General features: G+C 76.3%; 2 protein-coding genes. Both read right to left on the bottom strand.

Annotated features, from left to right (window positions below):
• The gene (locus tag ABD350_RS16425; RefSeq protein WP_344348843.1) at nt 1-19353 is read right to left on the bottom strand and encodes a non-ribosomal peptide synthetase; all 19353 of its coding nucleotides are present in this window, start codon (nt 19351-19353) and stop codon (nt 1-3) included.
• A gap of 615 nt (nt 19354-19968) precedes the next feature.
• Nucleotides 19969-21342: a serine hydrolase domain-containing protein gene (locus ABD350_RS16420; protein ID WP_344348842.1), complete on the bottom strand. Its 1374-nt coding sequence runs from the start codon at nt 21340-21342 to the stop codon at nt 19969-19971.
• Nucleotides 21343-21421: the final 79 nt, after the last annotated feature.

The following is a 21421-nucleotide window of genomic DNA, read 5'->3' as shown; positions in this document are numbered from 1 at the left end:
TCACCGTTCGTCGTGGTCGGGGCCGCCGTACGCGGCGTCTTCGTCATCGGGTCCGCCGTGGGCGGGGTCTGGTCCGTCATCGCCGTACGCGGCCGCTTCCAGTTCGCTCAGCACCTGTTCCTCCACGAGTTCCGCCAGCGCGGCGACCGTGCGGGAGACCAGGACGTCGCGGGGTGTGAGCGCCACGCCGAACGCGTCGTTGGCGCGGGAGGCGATGAGCAGGGCGCGCAGGGAGTCGCCGCCGAGCAGGAAGTAGTCGTCCTCGGCGCCCACGGCCGTCTGGAGGGCCTCCTCCCACAGGGCGGCCAGCGCCTCCTCGGTCGGCGTGCGGGGCGCCACGTACTCCGGCCGCTCCCGCTCCCGGGCCGGTGCGGGGGCGGGCAGCGCGGCCCGGTCGGTCTTGCCGTTCTCGGTGAGCGGGAAGCGGTCCAGCACCACGAACGCCGACGGCACCATGTACCCGGGCAGCGAACGGGCGGCCAGCTCGCGCAGTCCGGTGGCGGTGGGCGGTTCGGCGCCGGGGGCCGCGAGCAGGTGGGCGACCAGGCGCGGCAGGCCCGGTTCGTCCTCCCGTACGGTCACCACGGCGTCCAGTACGCCCGGATGGCGCGTGAGCACCGCCTCGACCTCGCCCGCCTCGATGCGGTGGCCGCGCAGTTTCAGCTGGTGGTCGGTGCGGCCCAGGTAGTGCAGTTCGCCCGCGCCGTCCCGGCGCACCAGGTCGCCGGTGCGGTACATGCGGGTGCCGGGCGGCCCGAACGGGTCGGCGCGGAAGCGGGCGGCGGTCAGTCCGGGCCGGCCTAGGTAGCCGCGGGCCAACGCCGGTCCGCTCAGCCACAGTTCGCCGGGTACGCCGTCGGGGACCGGGCGCAGCCGGGCGTCGAGGACGTAGGCGCCGGTGGCGGGCAGCGGGCGGCCGATGGGCGGTGCCGCGCCGTCCGGCTCCAGCGGGGCGGACCAGGTGGCGACGACGGTGGCCTCGGTGGGGCCGTAGGAGTTGACCATGCGGTGGTGCGGGGCCCAGCGGGCGACGAGTTCCGCGCCGCAGGCGTCGGCGCCGACGATCAGGGTCTTCAGGTCCGGCAGGGTGCCGGGGGTGCCGGCGGGCAGGGTGGCGAGCGCGGCCGGCGGCAGCAGGGTGTGCGTGACGCGTTCGGCGCGCAGTACGCCGGCGAGTTCGGCGCCGAGCAGCGGGCCGGGCCGGGGTACGACGAGCCGGGCGCCGTGCGGCAGGGACATGCACAGCTCCAGCACGGAGGCGTCGAAGCTGGGCGTGGCGAAGGCCAGCACCCGGTCTTGGGGGGCGACTTGGTAGTGGGCGGCCTCGGCGGCGCTGAACGCGGCGAGGCCCCGGTGGGTGACGACGACGCCCTTGGGGGTGCCGGTGGAGCCGGAGGTGTAGATGACGTAGGCCGCGTCGTCCGGGTCGAGCGGGCGGGTCCGGTCGGCGTCGGTGGGCCGGTGTCCGGGGGTGCCGTCCGGCGGGGCGGCGAGCAGGCCGGCGATCTCCTTGGCGTCCAGGGTGAGGGCGGGGGCGGCGTCGCGCAGCATCAGGGCGATCCGCTCCTCGGGGTAGGCGGGGTCCACCGGCAGGAAGGCGGCGCCGGACTTGGCCACCGCGAGCTGGGCCAGCACCATGTCCGCCGAGCGGGGCAGCAGCAGTGCGACGAGGTCGCCGGGCCCGGCGCCCCGGGCGATGAGCCGGTGCGCCAGCCGGTTGGCCCGCGCCTCGGCCTCGGCGAAGGTGAGCAGGGTGCCGGGCGCCTGGAGGGCGGGCTCGGCGGGCCACCGGTCGACGGCGGCCTCCACGAGCGCCGGCAGGGTGGCGGCGGACACCGGGCCGAGCGCGGGCCGGGACGGGCCGCGCAGCAGCCGCCGGCGGTGCGCGGGCGGGAGCACGTCCAGGTCGTCCAGGCGGGCGGTGCCGTCCGAGCCGGCCAGCGCGTGCAGGGTGTGCAGCAGCTGTCCGGCCATCGAGGCGGCGGTCTCCGGCTCGAAGTACCGGGGGTCGTAGCCGAGTTCCACGGTGAGCCGGTCGCCGGGCGAGACGACCACGGTGAGCGGGTAGTTGGTGGCCTCCCGGGCGTCCAGGTCGCGCAGCGCGAGCCCGTGCGCGCCCGCGGTCGCCTCGCCGACCGGATAGTTCTCGAACACCACCAGGCTGTCGAACAGCTCGGTTCCCGGCGGGAGCTGGGTGTAGGAGTGCAGTTCGCTCAGGGGCAGGTGACCGTGGCGGCGGTCCTCGGCCCGCGCCTCCTGGAGGGCGCGCAGCCAGGTGTCGCAGCGGGCCGTGCCGTCGACTTCGGTGCGGGCGGGCAGCGTGGTGATGAACAGGCCGGTGATGGTGTCGGCGCCGGGCAGTCCGGCGGGCCGTCCGGAGACGGTGGTGCCGAAGCAGACCTCCCGTTCCCCGCTCCACCTCGCCAGCAGCAGCGCCCAGGCGCCCTGCACCAGGGTGTTGAGGGTGAGGCGGTGACGGCGGGCGAACTCCTGAAGCCGCCGCGTCCGTCCGGGGTCGAGCCGCCGGGACAGCCAGGTGCCGGAGCGGGCGGTGGCGTCGGGGGCGGGCCGCCGGTCGTACGGCAGCGGGGTCGGGGCGGCGAGTCCGGCCAGGGCGCCGCGCCAGTGGTCCTCGGCGGCGGCGGTGTCGCGGGCGGCGAGCCAGGCGGCGTAGTCCGCGAACGGCCGGCGCTCGGGCAGCCGGGGTCGCTCGCCCCGGGCGAGGGCGGCGTACACGGCCATGACGTCGGACAGGACGTGGAAGACGCTCCAGCCGTCCAGCAGGACGTGGTGGAAGGTCCACACCACCCGTACCGCGTCCGGGCCGAGCCGGACCAGCGCGAGCCGCAGCAGCGGGGCCCGGTCCAGGGCGAGGCCCCGGGCCCGCTCGTCGGCGAGCAGCCGCTCCAGCTCCGCGGCGTGCCGCTTCGCCGGCAGCGCGCTCCAGTCGTGCTCGGTGACCGGCAGGGTGACGTGCCGGTGGACGATCTGGAGCGGCACCGGTACGCCGCGCAGGGCGACGGAGGTGCGCAGTACGGGGGTGCGGTCGACCACGTGCCGCCAGGCCGCGGCCAGCGTCGCGGGGTCGTGGGCGCCGTCGGCCACGAAGGTGATCTGCTCGACGTACAGGCCGTGTTCGGCCTCGTCCAGGCCGTGCATCACCATGCCGGTCTGGGTGGGGGTGAGCGGGTACATGTCCGTGACGCCGGCTCCGTCGCCGACGAGCCGGTCCACGGCCGCCTGGTCCAGCGGGGCGAGCGGGAAGTCGGACGGCGTACGGCCGCCCGCGCCGGGCTCGGCGCAGTGCCGGACGATCGCGCGCAGTTCCCCGGTCAGCTCGGCCGCCAGCCGGGCGACGGTCTCCCGCCGGTGCAGTCCGCGCGAGTACGACCAGGTGAACTCCAGCCGGTCGTCGGTGACTTGGCCGAGGATGTCCAGGAGGTGCGGTCGGCCGGCCGAGCGGTCCATGCCGCCGGTGAGGCCGCCGTGCGGTGCGTGCAGCAGGCCGCCGGGGGCGGGGGTTCCGTCCGGCCGGCCCAGGTAGTTGAAGCAGACCGGCGGCAGGGCGGGCAGTTCACGGCCGGCGGTGCGGTGCAGGTGGCGCAGCGCGCCGTAGCCGAGTCCGCCGTGCGGTACGGCCCGCAGGGTCTCCTTGACGGACTTCAGCGCGGTGCCGGGTCCGGCGTCCCGGGGCAGGTCCAGGGTCACCGGGTACATCGCGGTGAACCAGCCGGTGGTGCGGGCCAGGTCGGTGTCCTCGAACAGGTCCTCGCGGCCGTGGCTCTCCAGGGTCACCGCCACCCGGTCCCGGCCGGTCCACCGGGCCAGGACCCGGCCCAGCGCGGTGAGCAGCACGTCGTTGACGCGGGTGCGGTAGGCCTCCGGCACGTCCTGGAGCAGCCGGCGGGTCTCCTCGGCGTCGAGTCCGGCGGTGACGCTGTCCTCGTCGGCGACGGTGTCGGCGCCGCCGGGGTGGTCGACGGGCAGCGTGGCGTCGGCCGCCGTCCCTTGCCAGTAAGGGAGTTCACCGTCGAAGCCGCCCGCCTCGGTGTGTGCGGCGAGCCGTCGCGCCCAGTCCCGGAACGAGGTGCTCTTCGGTGCGAGGGCGGGCCGGCCGCCGTCCCGCAGCGCGCGGTAGGCGGTGTCCAGGTCCTCCAGGATCAGCCGCCAGGACACGGCGTCCACGACCAGGTGGTGTGCGGCCAGCAGCAGCACCGGCCGCACACCGCCGGCCGGGCGGGCTTCGCCGGCCGGGCGTGCCTCGTCGGCCGGGCGGCACAGCGCGGCCCGCAGCAGCGGCCCGGCGGCCAGGTCGAACCCGGCGCCGAGGGTCTCGGCCACCGCCGCGGGGTCCGCCCCGTGGTGCACCTCCAGATACGGCTCCCGGTCGCCGGGCGCGGTGCCACACTGCCGCCAACCGCCGTCCGCCGCCCGCTCATAGCGCATCCGCAGCGCGTCGTGGTGCTCCAGTACGACGGCCAGGGAGGCCCGCAGCAGGGTCTCGTCGGGGTCGGCGGCCAGCTCGTGGGCGACCGTCTGGCTGAAGTGGGCGGGGTCGCCGGTGAGGGTGGACAGCAGCCAGTGCTGTACGGGGGTGAGCGGGGTGTCGCCGGTCACCGGGCCCTGCTCGGCGGTGACGGCGGTGACCGGCAGCCGTTCGGCCGCGGAGGCCAGTTCGGCCAGGGTCTGGTGGGTGAACAGGTGCCGGGGGGTCAGCGCGAGACCGGCCCGGCGGGCGGCGGACACGATCCGGATACCGAGGACGGAGTCCCCACCGAGCGTGAAGTAGTTGTCGTCCGCGCCGACTTCGGATACGCCCAGCACCTCGGTCCAGATCGCGGCGAGCGTCCGCTCGGCCTCGGTACGCGGCGGCCGCCCGCCCGTCCCGGTGGCCGGCGCGGCCCACTCGGGCACGGGCAGCGCCCGCCGGTCGAGCTTGCCGGTGGCCCCGAGCGGCAGCCGCTCCAGCGGGACGACGAGGGCGGGGACGAGGTGGTCGGGCAGACTGCGGGCGAGGAACGCACGCAGTTCGGCGGTGTCGGGGACGGCCGGGCGGGACTCGGTGGGGCCGGACAGACCGACCCCGCCGGAACGCTCCGCCCCGACGGAGACCCCTGCCACCGGCGCACCGGGCGCCTCGAAGCCGACAGCACCCGGCGCGCCGGCCGCACCGGACGCCTGGGAGTCGGCAGATGCCGGCGCACTCGCCACACCCGACGCCCCGGAACCGACAGCACCCGGCGCACTCGCCGCACCCGGTGTCCCGCCGCCGTCCGCCGGGGCAGGTGTACGTGGCACCACGTACCCCACGAGGCGGCGGTGGCCGGCGTGTTCGACGACCCGGGCCGCCGCCGCGGCCACGGCCGGGTGGCGGGCCAGCGCGGCCTCGACCTCGCCCAGTTCGATGCGGAAGCCGCGCACCTTCACCTGGTCGTCGCCGCGGCCGAGGTAGACGAGGTCGCCGTCGGCCGTCCAGCGGACCAGGTCGCCGGTGCGGTACATACGGCTGCCCGGCGGGCCGAACGGATCGGGCAGGAAGCGGGCGGCGGTCAGGCCGGGACGGCCCAGATAGCCGCGGGCGACACCGGTCCCGGCGAGGAACAGCTCACCGGGCACGCCCACCGGCACCGGGCGCATCCGCTCGTCCAGGACATGGGCGCGGGCACCGCCGAGCGGCCGGCCGATCGGCGGGTCCCGGTCGGGGTCGGCCGGGTCGCAGGTGAAGGCGGTGGCGTAGACGGTGGCTTCGGTGGGGCCGTAGATGTTGCGCACCTCGCAGCCGGGGACGGCGTCGCGGACCCGGCGTACGGTCCGGGCGGGCAGCCCCTCCCCGGCGAGGACGACGGTGTCGGCGGTGATCCGTACGGCGTCCTCGGCGAGCAGCCGGTCCAGGGCCGAGGGCACCGCGCTGAGCAGTCCGGCCCGCCAGGGTCCGGGGCGCTCGGCGAGGGCCAGCAGATCGCGGACGATCTCCACGCAGCCGCCGTTCAGCAGCGGCGCGAAGATCTCGAAGACCGACACGTCGAAGTTGAGCGAGGTGGAGGCCACCACGTGGTCCAGTCCCCGTCCGGCGAACTCGGCCGCCGCCCAGTCGGCGAGGGCGAGCACGGAGGCGTGGTGGACGACGACGCCCTTGGGGCGGCCGGTGGAGCCGGAGGTGTGGATGACGTAGGCGGGGTGGCCGGGCAGCAGGGTGGTGTGCCGCTCGTCGTCGCCGACCGGGGTGTCCGGCGTCCCGGGGCCGGGGTCGCGGTCCAGCAGGATCCGGGTGCAGGGGCCCTCGGGGAGCCGGCCGGCGGTCTCGGCGGCGGTGATCACGGCGTCGGGCCGTACGTCCTCGAAGAGGAACGCGACGCGCTCGGCCGGATACTGCGGGTCGACGGGCAGATAGCCGGCGCCGCTCTTGAGCACGGCGAGGAGCGCCGTGACCAGGTCGGCGGTGCGGGGCAGGCAGAGGGCGACGAAGCGTTCGGGTCCGGCGCCGGCGGCGATCAGCCGCCGGGCCAGCCGGTTGGAACGGGTGTCGAGTTCGCGGTAGGTGAGGCACTCGTCGCCGTGCCGGACGGCCGGCGCGTCGGGGGTGCGCTCGGCCTGCCGCCGGAACGCGTCGGGCAGGGTGCCCCGGGGTGCCTCGGTGGTCCGTCCGCCGAACCGGGCCACCAGTGCCCGCTCCTCGGCCGAATCCAGCAGCGGCAGGTCGGCCAGGCGGCGGTCGAGGCCGCCGGCCATGCCGGTCAGCAGGGTGCGCAGGCTCTCGCCGAGCGCGGTCACCGTGGCGGCGTCGAAGGCGGCCGGGTCGTAGTCCAGATTCACGGTGAGGGTGTCACCGGGAGCCACGACCACGCTGAGCGGGTAGTTGGTCGGCTCCAGGTCCCGTTCGGGCTCCATGGTGAGGCCGTGCCGGGCGGGCGCGCCCGCGTCGAAGGGGTAGTTCTCGAAGACCACGAGGGAGTCGAACAGGGCGGTTCCGCCCGGCAGTTCGCTCCACGACTGCATCTGGGCCAGCGAGACGAAGTCGTGGCGGCGGGCCTCGGACTGGGCGGTCTGGATGCCGCGCAGCCACTCGGGCAGCGGGCGCGAGCCGTCCACGCGGACCCGGGTGGGCAGGGTGTTGATGAACAGGCCCACCATCGAGGTGACGCCGGGCAGTTCGGCGGGCCGCCCGGAGACGGTGGTGCCGAACACCACGTCGGTGCCGCCGCCGTAGCGGGACAGCAGCAGCGCCCACGCGCCCTGGAGCACGGTGTTGAGGGTGAGCCCGGCCCGCTGGGCGGTCTCCCGCAGCCGGGCGGAGAGGTCCGCCCCGAGGGTCATGCGCACGGTTCCGGAGGAGGAGGTGCGGTGGGCCCCGGCGGGCCGCCGGTCGCGGGGCAGTGCGGTGGGGGCCTGGAAGCCCGCCAGGGTGGTGCGCCAGTACCGCTCGGCCCGGCCGGTGTCGCGTCCGGCGAGCCAGCGCAGGTAGTCGGCGAAGGGCCTGCGCCCGGGGGTGTCCGGGCGGCGCCCGGAGATCAGGGCGGCGTACCGCTCGCACACCTCCTCGAAGACCTGGGCGGCGCTCCAGCCGTCGAGCAGGACGTGGTGGAACGTCCACACCAGGCGGACGCGGTCCGGCGCCAGCCGGATCAGGGTGAGCCGCATGAGGGGCGCGGCGGCCAGGTCGATGCCCCGCTCCCGGTCCTCGGCGAGCAGCCGGTCCAGTTCGTGTGCGCGGTGCTCTTCGGGCAGGGCGGACCAGTCGTGGTGGGCGACGGGCACGGTGGCCCGGTGCCGGACGACCTGGAGCGGTTCGGAGGTCTCCTGCCAGACCAGGGCGGTGCGCAGCACGGGGTTGGCGTCGGCGGTGTGCTGCCAGGCTGCGGCGAGCGCGGGCGGGTCGGTGACGCCGGCCAGCACGAGCTGGACCTGGTTGACGTAGGTGCGGCCGACGGGGTCGAGCAGGCTGTGGAAGAGCATGCCCTCCTGCATCGGCGTGAGCGGGTAGATGTCCTCGACGTCCCGGCCGTTGCCGGCGATGCGGTCCACGGCGGCCTGGTCGAGCCGGGCCAGCGGGAAGTCCGACGGGGTACGGCCGCCCGCGCCGGGGCGGGCGCAGTGGGCGACGATGTCGCCGAGCGCGGTGAGCATGCCCTCGGCGAGGGCGGTGACGGTCTCCTCGCGGTGCCGTCCGCCGCTGTAGTGCCAGGTGATCTCCAGCCGGCCGGCCTCGACCCGGGCCACGACGTCCAGCAGGTGCGGCCGTTCGGTGTCCGGCGCCTCGGCGCCGCCCAGGCCGCCGGGGACCGCCCGGACCAGGGCGGCGTCGTCGGCCGTCCAGTCGAAGCGGCCCAGGTAGTTGAAGCTGATGCCGGGTTCGGGGGCGCCGGTGAGCCGTGGGTCGCGGGCGAGGTGGCGCAGTACGCCGTAGCCGAGTCCCCGCTCGGGTACGGCCCGCAGCTGTTCCTTGACCGACTTCAGCGCGGTGCCCCAGTTCCCCGCCGGGACGGTCAGGGCGACCGGGTGGAGCGCGGTGAACCAGCCGACCGTGCGGGACAGGTCGACGTCCTCGGTCCGCCGGTCCTCGCGGCCGTGTCCCTCCAGGCCGACGGCGACGGTGGCGCGTCCGGTCCAGTCGGCGAGGACCCGGCCCAGCGCGGTGAGCAGGACGTCGTCCACGCGGGTGCGGTAGACGCCGGGCACGCGGCGCAGCAGGGCGTCGGTGTGCTCGCGGCCGAGCCGTACGGTGACCTCGCGGATGTCGGCCATGGTGTTGCCGCCGGCGAAGTCCACGGGCAGCGGGTCGGCGCTCGCCCGTGCGGTCCGTTCCCAGTACGGGAGTTGACCGGTGACGTCGAGGTCGCGCAGCCGGCGGGCCCACTCGGCCGCGGAGGTGGTGCGGGCGGGCAGCCGTACGGATTCGCCGGCCGCGGCCTGCCGGTAGGCGGTCTCCAGGTCCTCCAGCAGGATCCGCCAGGAGACGCCGTCGACCACCAGGTGGTGGGCGACGAGCAGCAGCCGGGCGGGCCGCCCCCCGTCGGCGGTGAACAGGCGCGCCACGAACAACGGGCCTGCTTCCAGGTCGAGTCGCGCGTGGGTGGCCGCCGTGACGGCTTCCTCGTCCCGCTGGTCGTGCGGCCGGAGCAGTTCGGGGACGGGACCGTCGTGGGCGGCGATGTCCTGGTGCCAGGCGCCGTCGCGGTCGCGGCGGAACCGGGCGCGCAGGGCGTCGTGGTGGGTCCACAGCGCGGTGAGGGCGCGGCGCAGGGCGTCCTCGTCGACCGGGCCGGGCGTCTCGACCACGACGGACTGGTTGAAGAAGGCGGGCCGCGCGGGCCGCGCGTCCAGGAACCAGTGCTGGATCGGGGTGAGTCCGGCCGGTCCGGCGACCGGTTCGGTGCCGGCGGCGGGTGCCGCGGCACCTCCCGCGGCGGCCAGTCCGGCCACCGTGGGATGCCGGAACAGATCGCGCGGGGTGAGGGTGAGTCCGGCGGCGCGGGCCCGGGAGACCACCTGGATGCTGAGGATGGAGTCGCCGCCCAGCATGAAGAAGTTGTCGTCCACGCCGACGCGTTCGACGCCGAGCAGTTCGGCCCAGATCCCGGCGAGGGTCCGCTCGGCGTCGGTGCGCGGTGCGCGGTGGGTCCGCTCGCCGCCCGCCGACCAGTCGGGGGCGGGCAGCCGCCGCCGGTCGACCTTGCCGTTGGCCGTCAGCGGCAGCTCCGGCATGGTGACGAACGCGGCGGGCAGCATGTAGTCGGGCAGTCCGACCGCCAGGTGGGCGCGCAGTTCGGCGGCGGGGGGCACCTCGGCGTCTTCGGCCGGTACGAGGTGGGCGGCGAGCCGCTTGCGTCCGGCGTCCTCGTACAGGGAGACGACGGCCTCGGTGACGGCGGGGTGGGCGGTGAGGCGGGCCTCGATCTCGGCGGGTTCGACACGGAAGCCGCGGATCTTGATCTGGTCGTCCGCGCGGCCGACGAAGTGCAGTTCGCCGTCGGCGCTCCAGCGCACGAGGTCGCCGGTGCGGTACATCCGGGTGCCGGGCGGGCCGTAGGGGTCGGCGACATAGCGGGCGGCGGTCGCGCCCGGCCGGCCCGCGTAGCCCCGGGCCAGGCCGGCTCCGGCGATGTACAACTCCCCGGGGATGCCGGGTGGTTGCGGCTGGAGTGCGGCGTCCAGGACGTAGACGCGGGTGTTGTCCAGAGGACGGCCGATGGGCAGGACGGCGGGCAGCGGGTCACCGGAGCGGAAGACGCGGCGGGTGGCGAAGGTGGTGGTCTCGGTGGGGCCGTAGCCGTCCACGACGGTCAGGCCGGGGCAGGCGTCCAGGACCCGGCGGACCACCGCGCCGGGCACGGCCTCGCCGCCGGTCCACACCTCGCGGGCGCCGCGCAGGCAGCCGGGGTCCTCCTGGGCCAGCAGCCGGAACAGGCCGGCCGTCAGCCACAGACAGGTCACGCCCCGCTCGGTGACGGCACGGCGGACCTGAGCGGCGTCGAGGCCGGCGGGCGGGGCGAGGACGGCCGTGCCGCCGCGCAGCAGTGGCACCCATACCTCGTAGGTGGCGGCGTCGAAGGCGTGCGGCGAGTGCACGAGGACCCGGTCGTGCCCGGCGAAGACCCGGTCCCGGGCGAGCGCGGCCACGTCCCGCTGGCGCACCGCGACCCCCTTGGGGGTGCCGGTGGAGCCCGAAGTGAACATCAGGTACTGGACGTTGTCGGGGTGGACGGCAGGCATCGGCCCGGCGTCAGGTGCTCCGGAGGTGTCGTCGTCCACCCGCAGGACCCCGCCCCCGGGCAGCAGTTCCCGTGCCGTCCGTTCCCGGCCGGCGTCGGTGAGCAGCAGGTCCGCGCCCGCCTCGGCGAGCATCCGGCGCAGCCGTTCGGCCGGGGCCCTGCCGTCCAGCGGCACGTACACACCGCCGGTGCGCACGAGGGCCAGCTGCGCGACGATCAGGGCCACGGACCGGTCCATGAGCACCCCGACCGGGCGTTCCGGCCGCACCCCGAGCCCGGCCAGCAGGCCGGCCAAGTCGGCGGCGCGCCGGTCGAGTTCGCGGTAGGTGAGGCGCGTGTCCGCGGTGTCCCCGGCCTCCAGGGCCACGGCGTCGGGGGTGCGGCGCACCTGCGCGGCGAAGAGGGCGGCGACGGTGGTCTCGGGCAGGTCGGTGGCGGTGTCGTTCCAGGCGCGCAGCACCTGCTCGCGGCGGTCCGGGGCGAGCAGCGGGAGCCGGGCGGGCGGGCGGTGGGAGCCGGCCGGCAGGTGGGTGAGCAGGACGGTGAGGTACTCGGCCATGCGCTCGGCCGTGCCGGCGTCGAACAGCCGGGGGTCGTAGCCGAGCCGCAGGGTCAGCTCGGGGCCGGGGTAGGCGGTCAGGCTCAGCGGGTAGTTGGTGGTCTCGACGCCTTCCAGGCCGCTCAGGCGCAGCCCGTGGGCGGCGGCGAGGCCGTCGTCCACCGGGTAGTTCTCGAAGACCACGATGCTGTCGAACAGCCCGGTCCGCTCGGGGAGCCCGGTGAACGTCTTCAGCCGGGTGAGCGGCAGGTGGTCGAAGCGGCGGTCCTCGCTCTGGTCGTGCTGGAGGGCGCGCAGCCAGTCCAGCAGGGTGCCGTGGCCGGGGACGGCGGCCCGGGTGGGCAGGGTGGTGATGAACAGGCCGGTCATGGTGTCGGCGCCGGGCAGTTCGGGCGGCCGTCCGGCGACGGTGGTGCCGAACACCACCTCGTCCCGGCCGGCCTGCCGGGCCAGCAGCAGCGCCCAGGCGCCCTGCACCAGGGTGTTGAGGGTGAGGCCGGAGGTCCGGGCCAGTTCCTGGAGCGCCCGGGTGGCGGCCGGGGGCAGCGTGCGGCGCACGGCGTGCGTGGACTCGGCGCGGTGGGCCTCGCGCGGCTCGCGGTCGTAGGGCAGCCGGGTCGACTCGGTCAGTCCGGACAGCCTGCGTCGCCAGTGCCGTTCGGCCGGGGCGGGGTCGCGCTGCCGCAGCCAGGCCACGTACTCGCGGTGCGGCGGGCGGTGCGGGAGGGTGTCGGGGGCTGCTCCGGCGTGGTGGGCGAAGACGTCCGAGAGGACCTGGAACATGCTCCAGCCGTCGAGCAGCAGATGGTGGAAGGTCCACACCACGCGGACGGCGGTGTCGGACAGGCGGATCAGGAGCAGGCGCTGGAGCGGGGCCCGCCCGAGGTCGATGCCCTCCGCGCGGTCCCGGGCGAGTACGTCGTCCAGGCGGGCGCGGCGCTCGTCCCCGCTCAGGTCGCGCCAGTCCCAGTGGGTGACCGGCAGGTCCGCGTGGCGCGCCACCACCAGCAGCGGCTCGGGCACGTCCTGCCAGACGACCCGGGCGCGCAGCGTCTCGGTGCGGTCGGTCACGTGCTGCCAGGCGGCGGCGAGGGCGCCCGGGTCGGGCACGCCGTCCAGGACGAACGTCAGCTGCTGGAGGTAGACACCCCGGTCGTCCGGGGACAGGCCGTGGAAGAGCATGCCCGCCTGGGTGGGGGTGAGCGGGTACACGTCCGCCACCGCCGCCGGGTCCGGGCCGGTGATCCGGTCGACGGTGGCCTGGTCGAGCCGGGCCAGCGGGAAGTCGGACGGGGTACGGCCGGCGGCGCCCGGCCGGGCGGCGTACCGGGCCAGGTCGGCGAGCGCGGCGGCGAACCGCCCGGCAAGGTCCGCGACTTCCTCCTCGCGCTGCGGCCCGTCGGCGTAGAACCAGGTGAACTCCAGTCGGTCGGCGACGAGTTGTCCGACGACCTCCAGGGCGTGCGGGCGGGCGGCGGCCGGGTCGGCGTCCAGCTCCAGCGGGCGTACGGTGCCCCGGTACAGGCCCTCGGGGTCCCGCGGCAGCTCCATCCGGCCCAGGTAGTTGAAGCTGATGTGCGCCTGCGGGGCGGGCGGCGCCGCCCCGGGACCGGCGAGCCGGCGCAGGACGTCGTACCCCAGGCCGTGCCGGGGTACGGCGCGCAGCTGCTCCTTGACCCGCTTCAGTACGGTGTCCCAGCCGGCGTCCTCGGGGACGGCGAGCGCGACGGGGTACCGGGTGGTGAACCAGCCGGCCGTGCGGCTGGTGTCGAGGTCGGGGAAGAGTTCCTCGCGGCCGTGTCCCTCGACGTCGACCAGGACCCGGTCCAGGCCGCTCCAGCCGCACAGGGCCCGGCCGAGGGCGCCGAGCAGGACGTCGTTGGCCCGGGTGCGGTAGGTGTCGGGCAGGGTGCGCAGCAGCGCCGAGGTGTCCTCGGGGCTCAACCGGACGGTGACCGCGCGCTGCCGGGCGTAGGTGCCGGCGGGTCCCGTCGGCAGGGCGGGGCCGGTCTCGGGGAGGGCCCGCGCCCAGTACTCGCGTTCGTCGTCGAAGCCGCCGTCCGCCGCGTGGGCGGCGAGCCGGCGGGCCCACTGGCGCAGCGGCGAGGACTTGGCGGGCAGCGCGGCGGCGCCGTCGCGGCCGGCGCGGCGGGCCCGGTAGGCGCGGTCCAGGTCTTCCAGCAGCAGCCGCCAGGAGACGCCGTCGACCACCAGGTGGTGGACGGCGAGGTGCAGCACCGGAGGCCGGCCGGCGCCGGTGTCGTGCAGCACGGCCCGCAGCAGCGGCCCCCGGGCGAGGTCGAAGGGTCCGAAGTGGGGGGTGTCGGTCTCCGGTCCGGCGTGGCGGGCCAGACGGAGGCGGGGCGCCCGTTCGTCGACCACCCAGGCGGGGGCGCCGCCCGGGCCGTCGGCGGTGAAGCGGGAGCGCAGGGCGTCGTGGTGGGCGACCAGGTCGTTCAGCGCGTCCTGGAGCGCCGCCGGGTCCAGGTCGTCGGGCAGCCGGACGGACAGCGCCTGGGCGAAGTGGCCGGCGCGTTCGGCGGCGGTGTCGAACAGCCAGCGCTGGATGGGGGTCAGGGGGGCGGTGCCGGTGGCCGCCTCCGGTGCGGGGGCGGCCTCGCGCGGGCCGCCGGCGGCGTCCGCGCGGCGGGCCAGGGCGGCCACCGTCTGGTGCCGGTAGACGTCCCGGGAGGTCAGCGGCAGCCCCTCCTGCCGGGCACGGGCCACCACCTGGATGCTGAGGATCGAGTCGCCGCCGAGCTCGAAGAAGTTGTCGTCGACGCCGATCCGCTCCACCCGCAGCACCTCGGACCAGATCGCGGCGAGCACGCGCTCGGTGGGTGTGCGGGGCGCGACATGCCGTACCGCGCGCACGGCGGGCCCGGGGTCGGGGAGCCGGCCGCGGTCGAGCTTGCCGTTCGGGCTGAGCGGCAGGGCGTCCAGTACGACGACGGCCGACGGGACCATGTAGTCGGGCAGCGTCCGGCCCAGTTCCCGGCGTACGGCCTCGGGTTCGGTCCGCCGTCCGGCGGCCGGGACGACGTAGCCGACCAGGCGCCGGTGGCCGTCCCGGTCGGTGGCGGCGGTGGCCGCGGCCCCGGCCACACCGGCGCAGCCGCGCAACGCCTCCTCCACCTCGCCCAGTTCGATGCGGAAGCCGCGCACCTTGACCTGCTGGTCGGTCCGGCCGACGTACTCCAGCGTGCCGTCGGCGCGGCGGCGCACCAGGTCGCCGGTGCGGTACATGCGCTCCCCCGGCGCACCGAACGGGTCGGCGACGAACCGGGCGGCGGTCAGTCCGGGACGGTTCAGGTAGCCGCGGGCCAGCCCACCGCCCCCGAGATACAACTCGCCGGTGACACCGACGGGTCGGGGACGCAGGGCGCCGTCCAGGACATAGGCCCGGGTGAGCGCCACCGGGGCGCCGATGGGCGGGGCCTGGTCGGGCAGGCGTTCCCCGGCGAACCAGGCGGTGGCGTACACGGTGGCCTCGGTGGGCCCGTAGATGTTGGCGACGCGGCAGCCGGGCAGGGCGGCGCGCAGCTCGTGCAGCGTCTGGGCGGGCAGGGCCTCGCCGGCGAGGACGACGGTGCCGGCGGTCACGGGCGCGGTGCCGCCCGCGATCAGCCGGGAGACGACGGACGGCACGCCGCTGAGCAGCCCGGCCCGCCGTGGTCCGGTGCCGTCGGCGAGGGCCGGCAGGTCGGCGACCACCTCGACGGTGCCGCCGGCCGTCAGCGGGCAGAGCAGTTCGAAGACGGAGACGTCGAAGTTGAGGGAGGTCGCGGCGATCACATGGTCCAGCCCCTCGGTGCCGAACCGCTCCCCCGCCCACCGGGCCAGCGCGGCGACCGTGCGGTGGGTGACCACGACGCCCTTGGGGCGGCCGGTGGAACCGGAGGTGTAGATGACGTACGCGGGATGGTCCGGCAGCAGCGGGCGGAGCCGGTCGGCGTCGGTCAGGTCCGTGTCGGGCACCGCGGGGTCGGTGCCGTCCTCCAGGAACAGCGGGTCGCAGTCGGGGGGCAGGGCGGCGGCGGTCTCCCGGGTGGTGACGACGAGGGCGGGCCGGGCGTCGGCGAGCATGAGCGCGACCCGCTCGGCGGGGTAGCCGGGGTCGACGGGGAGGTAGGCGGCGCCCGAGGAGAGCACCGCCCACAGCACGGGCACGAGGTCGGCGGTGCGCGGCAGGCACAGCGCGACCAGGGTCTCCGGGCCCGCGCCGCGCGCGACGAGCCGCCGGGCCAGCCGATTGGCGCGCCGGGCCACCTCGGCGTACGCCAGCCGGTCCGGTCCGCAGATCACCGCCGTACGGTCCGGGGTGCGGGCCGCCTGGGCGTGCAGCAGGCCGGGCAGCGTGGCGTGCCCGGTCTCCCGCAGCCGGCGGGCGGGCGGGTTCCAGCTGTCCACCAGGGTGCGCTGCTCCTCGGCGGAGAGCATGGGCAGTTCGGCCAGTGTGCGGCCCGGGCCGTCCGCCATGCCCTCCAGCAGGCGGTGCAGGTGGGTGGTCATCCGGGCGACGGTCGCCGCGTCGAACAGGTCCGTGTTGAACTCGGCGGTCAGGAGCGTGCCGCCGTCCGGGTCCGGGGTGAACTCCAGGACCAGGTCGAAGCGGGCGGCCGGGCGGGGCAGCGGATGCTCGGCCAGGCGCAGCCCTCCGGCGAGCGGCGGCACGGGCAGCGGGCTCTGCTGGACGACGAGCGCCTGGACCAGCGGGGTGCGGCTGGGGTCGCGGGGCGGGGCGAGTTCCTCCACCACCCGGTCGAAGGGCACACCGTCATGGGCGAAGGCGTCCAGCACGGTCGTCCGCACGCTCTCCACGAACCGGTCCACGGTGGCCCGTTCGTCGACCTCGCCGCGCAGCACCACCGTGTTGGCGAAGAATCCGGGCACCTCCTCCAGGTCCCGCCGGCCGCGGCCGGTGGTGACGGTGCCGAACGCGATGTCGCGCTGTCCCGAGTAGCGGGAGAACAGCAGCGCGGCGGCGCCCGCGAACAGGGTGAAGACCGTGGTGCCGCGTCCGGCGGCCAGGTGGCGCAGCCGGGTCGTCAACTCGGCGGGCAGGGCGTGCCGGTGGGCCGCGCCGGTGGTGGTGCGCACGGGGGGACGCGGCCGGTCCGTGGGCAGCTCCAGCTGCTGGAGTCCCGCCAAGTGCCGTCTCCAGTAGGCGAGATCGGCGGTGTCCGCGTCACCGGCCCGCCGCCGCCGCTCCCACAGCGCGAAGTCCGGGTACTGTACGGCGGGTTCGGGCAGGCCGGCGGGCTCACCGGTGGTCTCGGCGTGGTAGAGGGCGGCGAGTTCGCGGGTGAGGATGCCGATCGACCAACCGTCGGTGACGATGTGGTGCTGGGCCAGGAGCAGGACGTGCTCCTCGGCACCCAGCCGGACGAGCAGGGCCCGGGTGAGCGGGCCGGCCGCCAGGTCGAAGGGTCGGTTCAACTCCGCGGTGAGCAGCGCCTCGACGGCGTCCTCCGCGTCGGGTGCGCCGGAGAGGTCGGCCGTCCGCAGCGGCAGCTCCGGTTCCGGCGCGACCCGCTGCACGCCCTGGCCGTCGGCGGTGGCGAAGGTGGTGCGCAGGGAGGCGTGGCGGGCCGCGAGCCGGTGCAGGGAGCGGCGCAGCGCGTCCGGGTCCAGGGTGCCGCGCAACCGCAGGGCCACGCCGGTGTTGTACTCGGTGCCGCCGTCGGAGAGGTCGTCCAGGTACCACAGTCGTCGCTGCGCGCTGGACAGCGGCAGGACACCCTCGGCCGGGGCCGGCGGGATCGGCTCCGGGGCCGCGGCGGCCGACGGGTCGGCGAGCAGCGGGGCGAGGGCGGCGACGGTCCGCGCGGTGAACACGTCCCGCACGGTCAGCCGGACCCCCAGCTCCTCCCGGACCCGGGCGAGGACCCGGGCGGCGAGGAGGGACTCACCGCCCAGGTCGAAGAAGTCGTCGGTCACGCCGACCGCGTCGACGCCCAGTACCTCGGCCCAGATCGCGGCGAGCGCCCGCTCCGGCGCCGACCGGGGCGCCACCCGCCCGGCCGCGACCGTGCGTTCCGGCGCGGGCAGCGCCCGCCGGTCGATCTTGTGCTGCGGGGTGAGCGGCATCCGCTCCAGCACCACGACGACGGCGGGCACCATGTGCGCGGGCAACAGAGCTGCTACGGCGGCACGGAGGGCGGCGGGATCGATCGGCTCGGCCGTGCCGGCCGGGTCGGCGGAATCGAGCGGTGCGGCGGGGCCGGCCGGCCCGGCGGCAACAAGCGGCACGACAGCACCGGCTGACCCGGCAGAATCAAGCGGCACGACAGCACCGGCCGGCCCAGCAGCATCAAGCGGCAGGACGCCGGCCGACTCGGCAGCGTCGACCCGGCCGGCGGCATCGCGGGGCTCGGTCGTGTCGGCCGGGTCGTCGACGCCGCGCGTCTCGTCGGCGTCAACCGGGTTGACGGCGTCACGCGTCTCGGCGTCGGCCGGGTCGGCGGCATCACGCGCCTCGGCGACGCCGGCCGATGCGGTGGCAGCGCGGGGCCCGGCCGTGTCGGCCATGGCGGCGGCGTCAACCGGGTCGGCGGTAGCGCGCCCCCCGGCAGCGTCGGCCGGGTCGACGACATCGCGGGGCTGCGCCGTGTCGGACGGGGCCGTAGGTGCTGGTCGTTCCACCGTGTCGGCCAGGGCGGTGGGTGCCGGTCGATGCGCCGGGGTGACGTAGGCGACGAGGCGCTGGTGGCCCGGGTCGTCCTCGCGGACCACGACCACCGCCTCGCCCACCGCCCCGCCGCCGGCCCGCCGCAGGGCCGCCTCGATCTCGCCCGGCTCGATGCGGAAGCCGCGGATCTTCACCTGCCGGTCCAGCCGGCCCAGGAACTCCAGTTCCCCGTCGGCGGTCCAGCGTGCCCGGTCCCCGGTGCGGTACAGCCGCGCGCCGGGCGCCCCGAAGGGGTCGGCGACGAAGCGGGCGGCGGTCAGTCCCGGCCGGCCCAGGTACCCGCGGGCCACCGCGTCCCCACCGACGAACAACTCCCCGTCCGCGCCGGACGGCACCGGCCGCATCGCGGCGTCCAGGACGTACACGCGGGTGTGCGGCAGGGCCCCGCCGATCGTCGGGGTGCCCCGGCCGGCGGTGAGCGGCCCGGTCCAGGTGGCGACGATGGTGGCCTCGGTAGGACCGTAGGAGTTGATCATGCGGCGGCCGGGCGCCCAGCGGTCCACGAGCCCCGCCGGGCAGGCCTCGGCGCCCACGATCAGCGTGCGCAGATGGCGCCCGGTGCCCCGCGCGGGGTCGGGCAGGGTGGCCAGCGCGGCGGGCGGGATCAAGGCGTGGGTGACGCGGTGCTCGTCCAGGACCGCCGCGAGTTCGTCCCCCAGCCACGGCCCGTGCGGCGGTACGACCAGCGTGGCGCCGCACAGGACGGACACGCACAGCTCCAGCACGGAGGCGTCGAAGCTCGGCGACGAGAACTGGAGCACCCGGTCGCCGGGGCCCACCGCGTACCGTTCGACGGCGGCCGAGGTGAAGCCGCCGAGGCCGCGGTGGGTGACCGTGACGCCCTTGGGGGTGCCGGTGGAGCCGGAGGTGTAGATGACGTACGCCGCGTGGTCGGCGCCGGCGCCGGCGCCGGCCGGCCGCTCCGTGCCGTCCTCGGCGGCCGACGGCCCGCCCCTCTCCAGCAGTTCGCCGACCCGGCGCGGATCGTCGAGGGTGACGGCGGGACCGGCGTCGGCGAGCATCAGCGCCCGGCGCTCGGCGGGGTAGGCGGGGTCGACGGGCAGGAAGGCGGCGCCCGCCCGCGCGACGGCCAGTTCGGCCGCGATCAGCTCCATGGAGCGCGGCAGGACCAGGGCCACCACCCGGTCCGGTCCGGCTCCGCGTCGTACCAGGTGCGCGGCCAACCGGTCGGCGCGGGCGGCCAGTTCGCGGTAGGTCCAGGTCCGCCGCCCGTCGGTGAGAGCCGGTGCGTCCGGGGTCCGGGCCACCCAGGCGGTGAACAGCTCGCCGAGCGTCGGATGCGCCGGTGCCGCACCGCTCTCCGGCAGGCCGGCGGCGGGGCCGGCCTGCGGCAGGGGGGACGCCGGAGCGGGCTTGTCGTGCAGGTCCGTCATGGGTGAAGTCCTTCGGAGAGCGGGGCGATACGGCGCGGGGCGGCCCCGGTGGTCCCGGGGCGGGGGGGCGGGCGCGGGTCACCGGGAGTGCGTGACGGGGCGACGATGCGGTGCGGCGGTGCCTGGTGTACGGGAGCGGTGACCGGTGTGGGCGCGGGTGCAGCCGGGGCGTCCGGCCGGCCACGGAGCCGCCGGGGTGCGGACCGGCCCACCGGGGCCGGGGGCCGAGGCCGGCTCTGGACCGCCGGGCACGGGGCGGTTCCGGGCGGCCCACCGCCGGTCTCCGGCGACGGCCGAACCCGTCGGGCCGAACCCGTCGGGCCGGACCAGCTCCGGACCACACAGCACCGGCCGAGACCACGACCGGGCCCCGGCCCACGGCAGCCACCGGCTCCCCGCCGGCCGTACCGCGCAACCGGCCACACCGCACCCACGAACCCACAACCGGAACCGAATCCGGAACCCAAGCGAGACTCGCACCGGAACCGGAACCAGAACCAGAACCGGAGCCGCAACCGGAGCCGAAACCGGCACGGCATCAGTCCCGGAGCAGGCCCGAACCGGCACGGCACGGCACCGATACCGGCACCGACCCGGTACCGACGGCGTCCCGCCTCAGTCGTCGTCGGTCCGACGCGCCGTGCGTCCGGAGATCTGTACCCGGTCGACCCGGCCGGTGGCCGGATCGCGGTGGAATCGTCCGCCGGGTTCGAGCCGCCCGGTGGCCGGATCGCGCAGATCGCAGGACAGGTCGGCGTAACAGACCAGCGGCAGGGGCAGGTCCCCGTCCACGGAGAGGGCCGGCGCGCCGTCGGGGCCGGGCGCGACGCGGTAGGTCGTCGTGCCGTTGCGGTACGTGCCCGCGCAGCCGGGCAGGTCGACGGGCCGCCCCCGCTCCACGGGGTGTACGCCGGCCGGCACCGGGATGCCGGTGATCCGGGACACCTCCTCGGCGAGGTCCCGCCACAGCGCGGTCGCGGACGCGGAGTTGCCCGTGAAGGCGACCACGACCCCGCTCTCCGGGTCCGCCCGCAGATGGCAGGACGTGCCCTGGGCGTTGCCGTCGTGGCCGCACCAGACCCGGCCGTCCCGCCGGTACAGGGCCAGTCCCGCACCCCAGCCGTCGGCCAGCGTGCCGGGGCGGGCGGCGCTCTCGGGCCGGCGCATCTCCTTGGCGACGGCGGGCGGCAGCAGGTCCGAGCGGCCGGTGAGCGCGTTGCCGAACGCGGCCAGGTCCAGGGCGCTCGCGAGCAGCGCGCCGGCCGGCGCCTCCAGCGGTGCCAGGTTCTGCCGGGCCGGGCGGGCCTGCCCGGTCGCGGTGTTGACGGCGTGCCCGGCGGCCACGGGGCGGGGGGGCGAGGCGTCGCCGGTGAACGCGGGCCGGATGCCGAGGGGTTCGAGGAGCAGCGCCCGGACCGCATCGGGCCACGGCATGCCGGTGACCGTCTCCACCAGCCGTCCGGCGGCGACATAGCCGGCGTTGGAGTAGGAGAAGTCGGTGCCGGGCGCGAACAGCAGGTCGCTGTCGGTGCAGACGGCCGCGAGATAGCGGGCGGCGGTGGTCGTCGCGGCGGTATCCGAATCGGGCCCGGTGGGCAACCCGCCGGTGTGGGTCAGTAGGTGACGTATCGTCACCTCGGGTATCGCGGCCAGTTCGGGGAGCTGATCGGCGGCGGGTTCGTCCAGGTCGAGGTCGCCGTCGTCGGCCAGGAGCAGTACGAGCGCGGCGGTGAAGGGTTTGGTGAGCGAGCCCAGCGGGACGGCGGTGTCGGCGGTAAAGGGGCTGCCGGTCGTGACGTCGGCCGTGCCGGTGTGCACGGTGATCAGCTCCGTGCCGGTGTCCAGGGCCAGTTGGGCTCCGGGCACCCGGTGGGTTTCGGCGAGGACGTCGAGACGGTCCTGCAACTCCCGGTGCGGTTTCCGCGACTCCCGGGATAACGGGGACGGTGCCCGGGAGGCGGCCGGAGCGGCGGGGATGGTGTACGGCATGAGAAGGGGACTCCGTTGGCTGGGTCTTTGGTGCGGGCGTGCCGGTCCGGCCCGTGACGAGCGGTGCGGGGGCCGGCCG

The sequence above is a fragment of the Streptomyces nogalater genome (assembly GCF_039532885.1).
Classification (GTDB): Bacteria; Actinomycetota; Actinomycetes; order Streptomycetales; family Streptomycetaceae; genus Streptomyces; species Streptomyces nogalater.
Note: the sequence above shows the minus strand (reverse complement) of the source record. Positions and strands in the feature narration are given on the sequence as shown.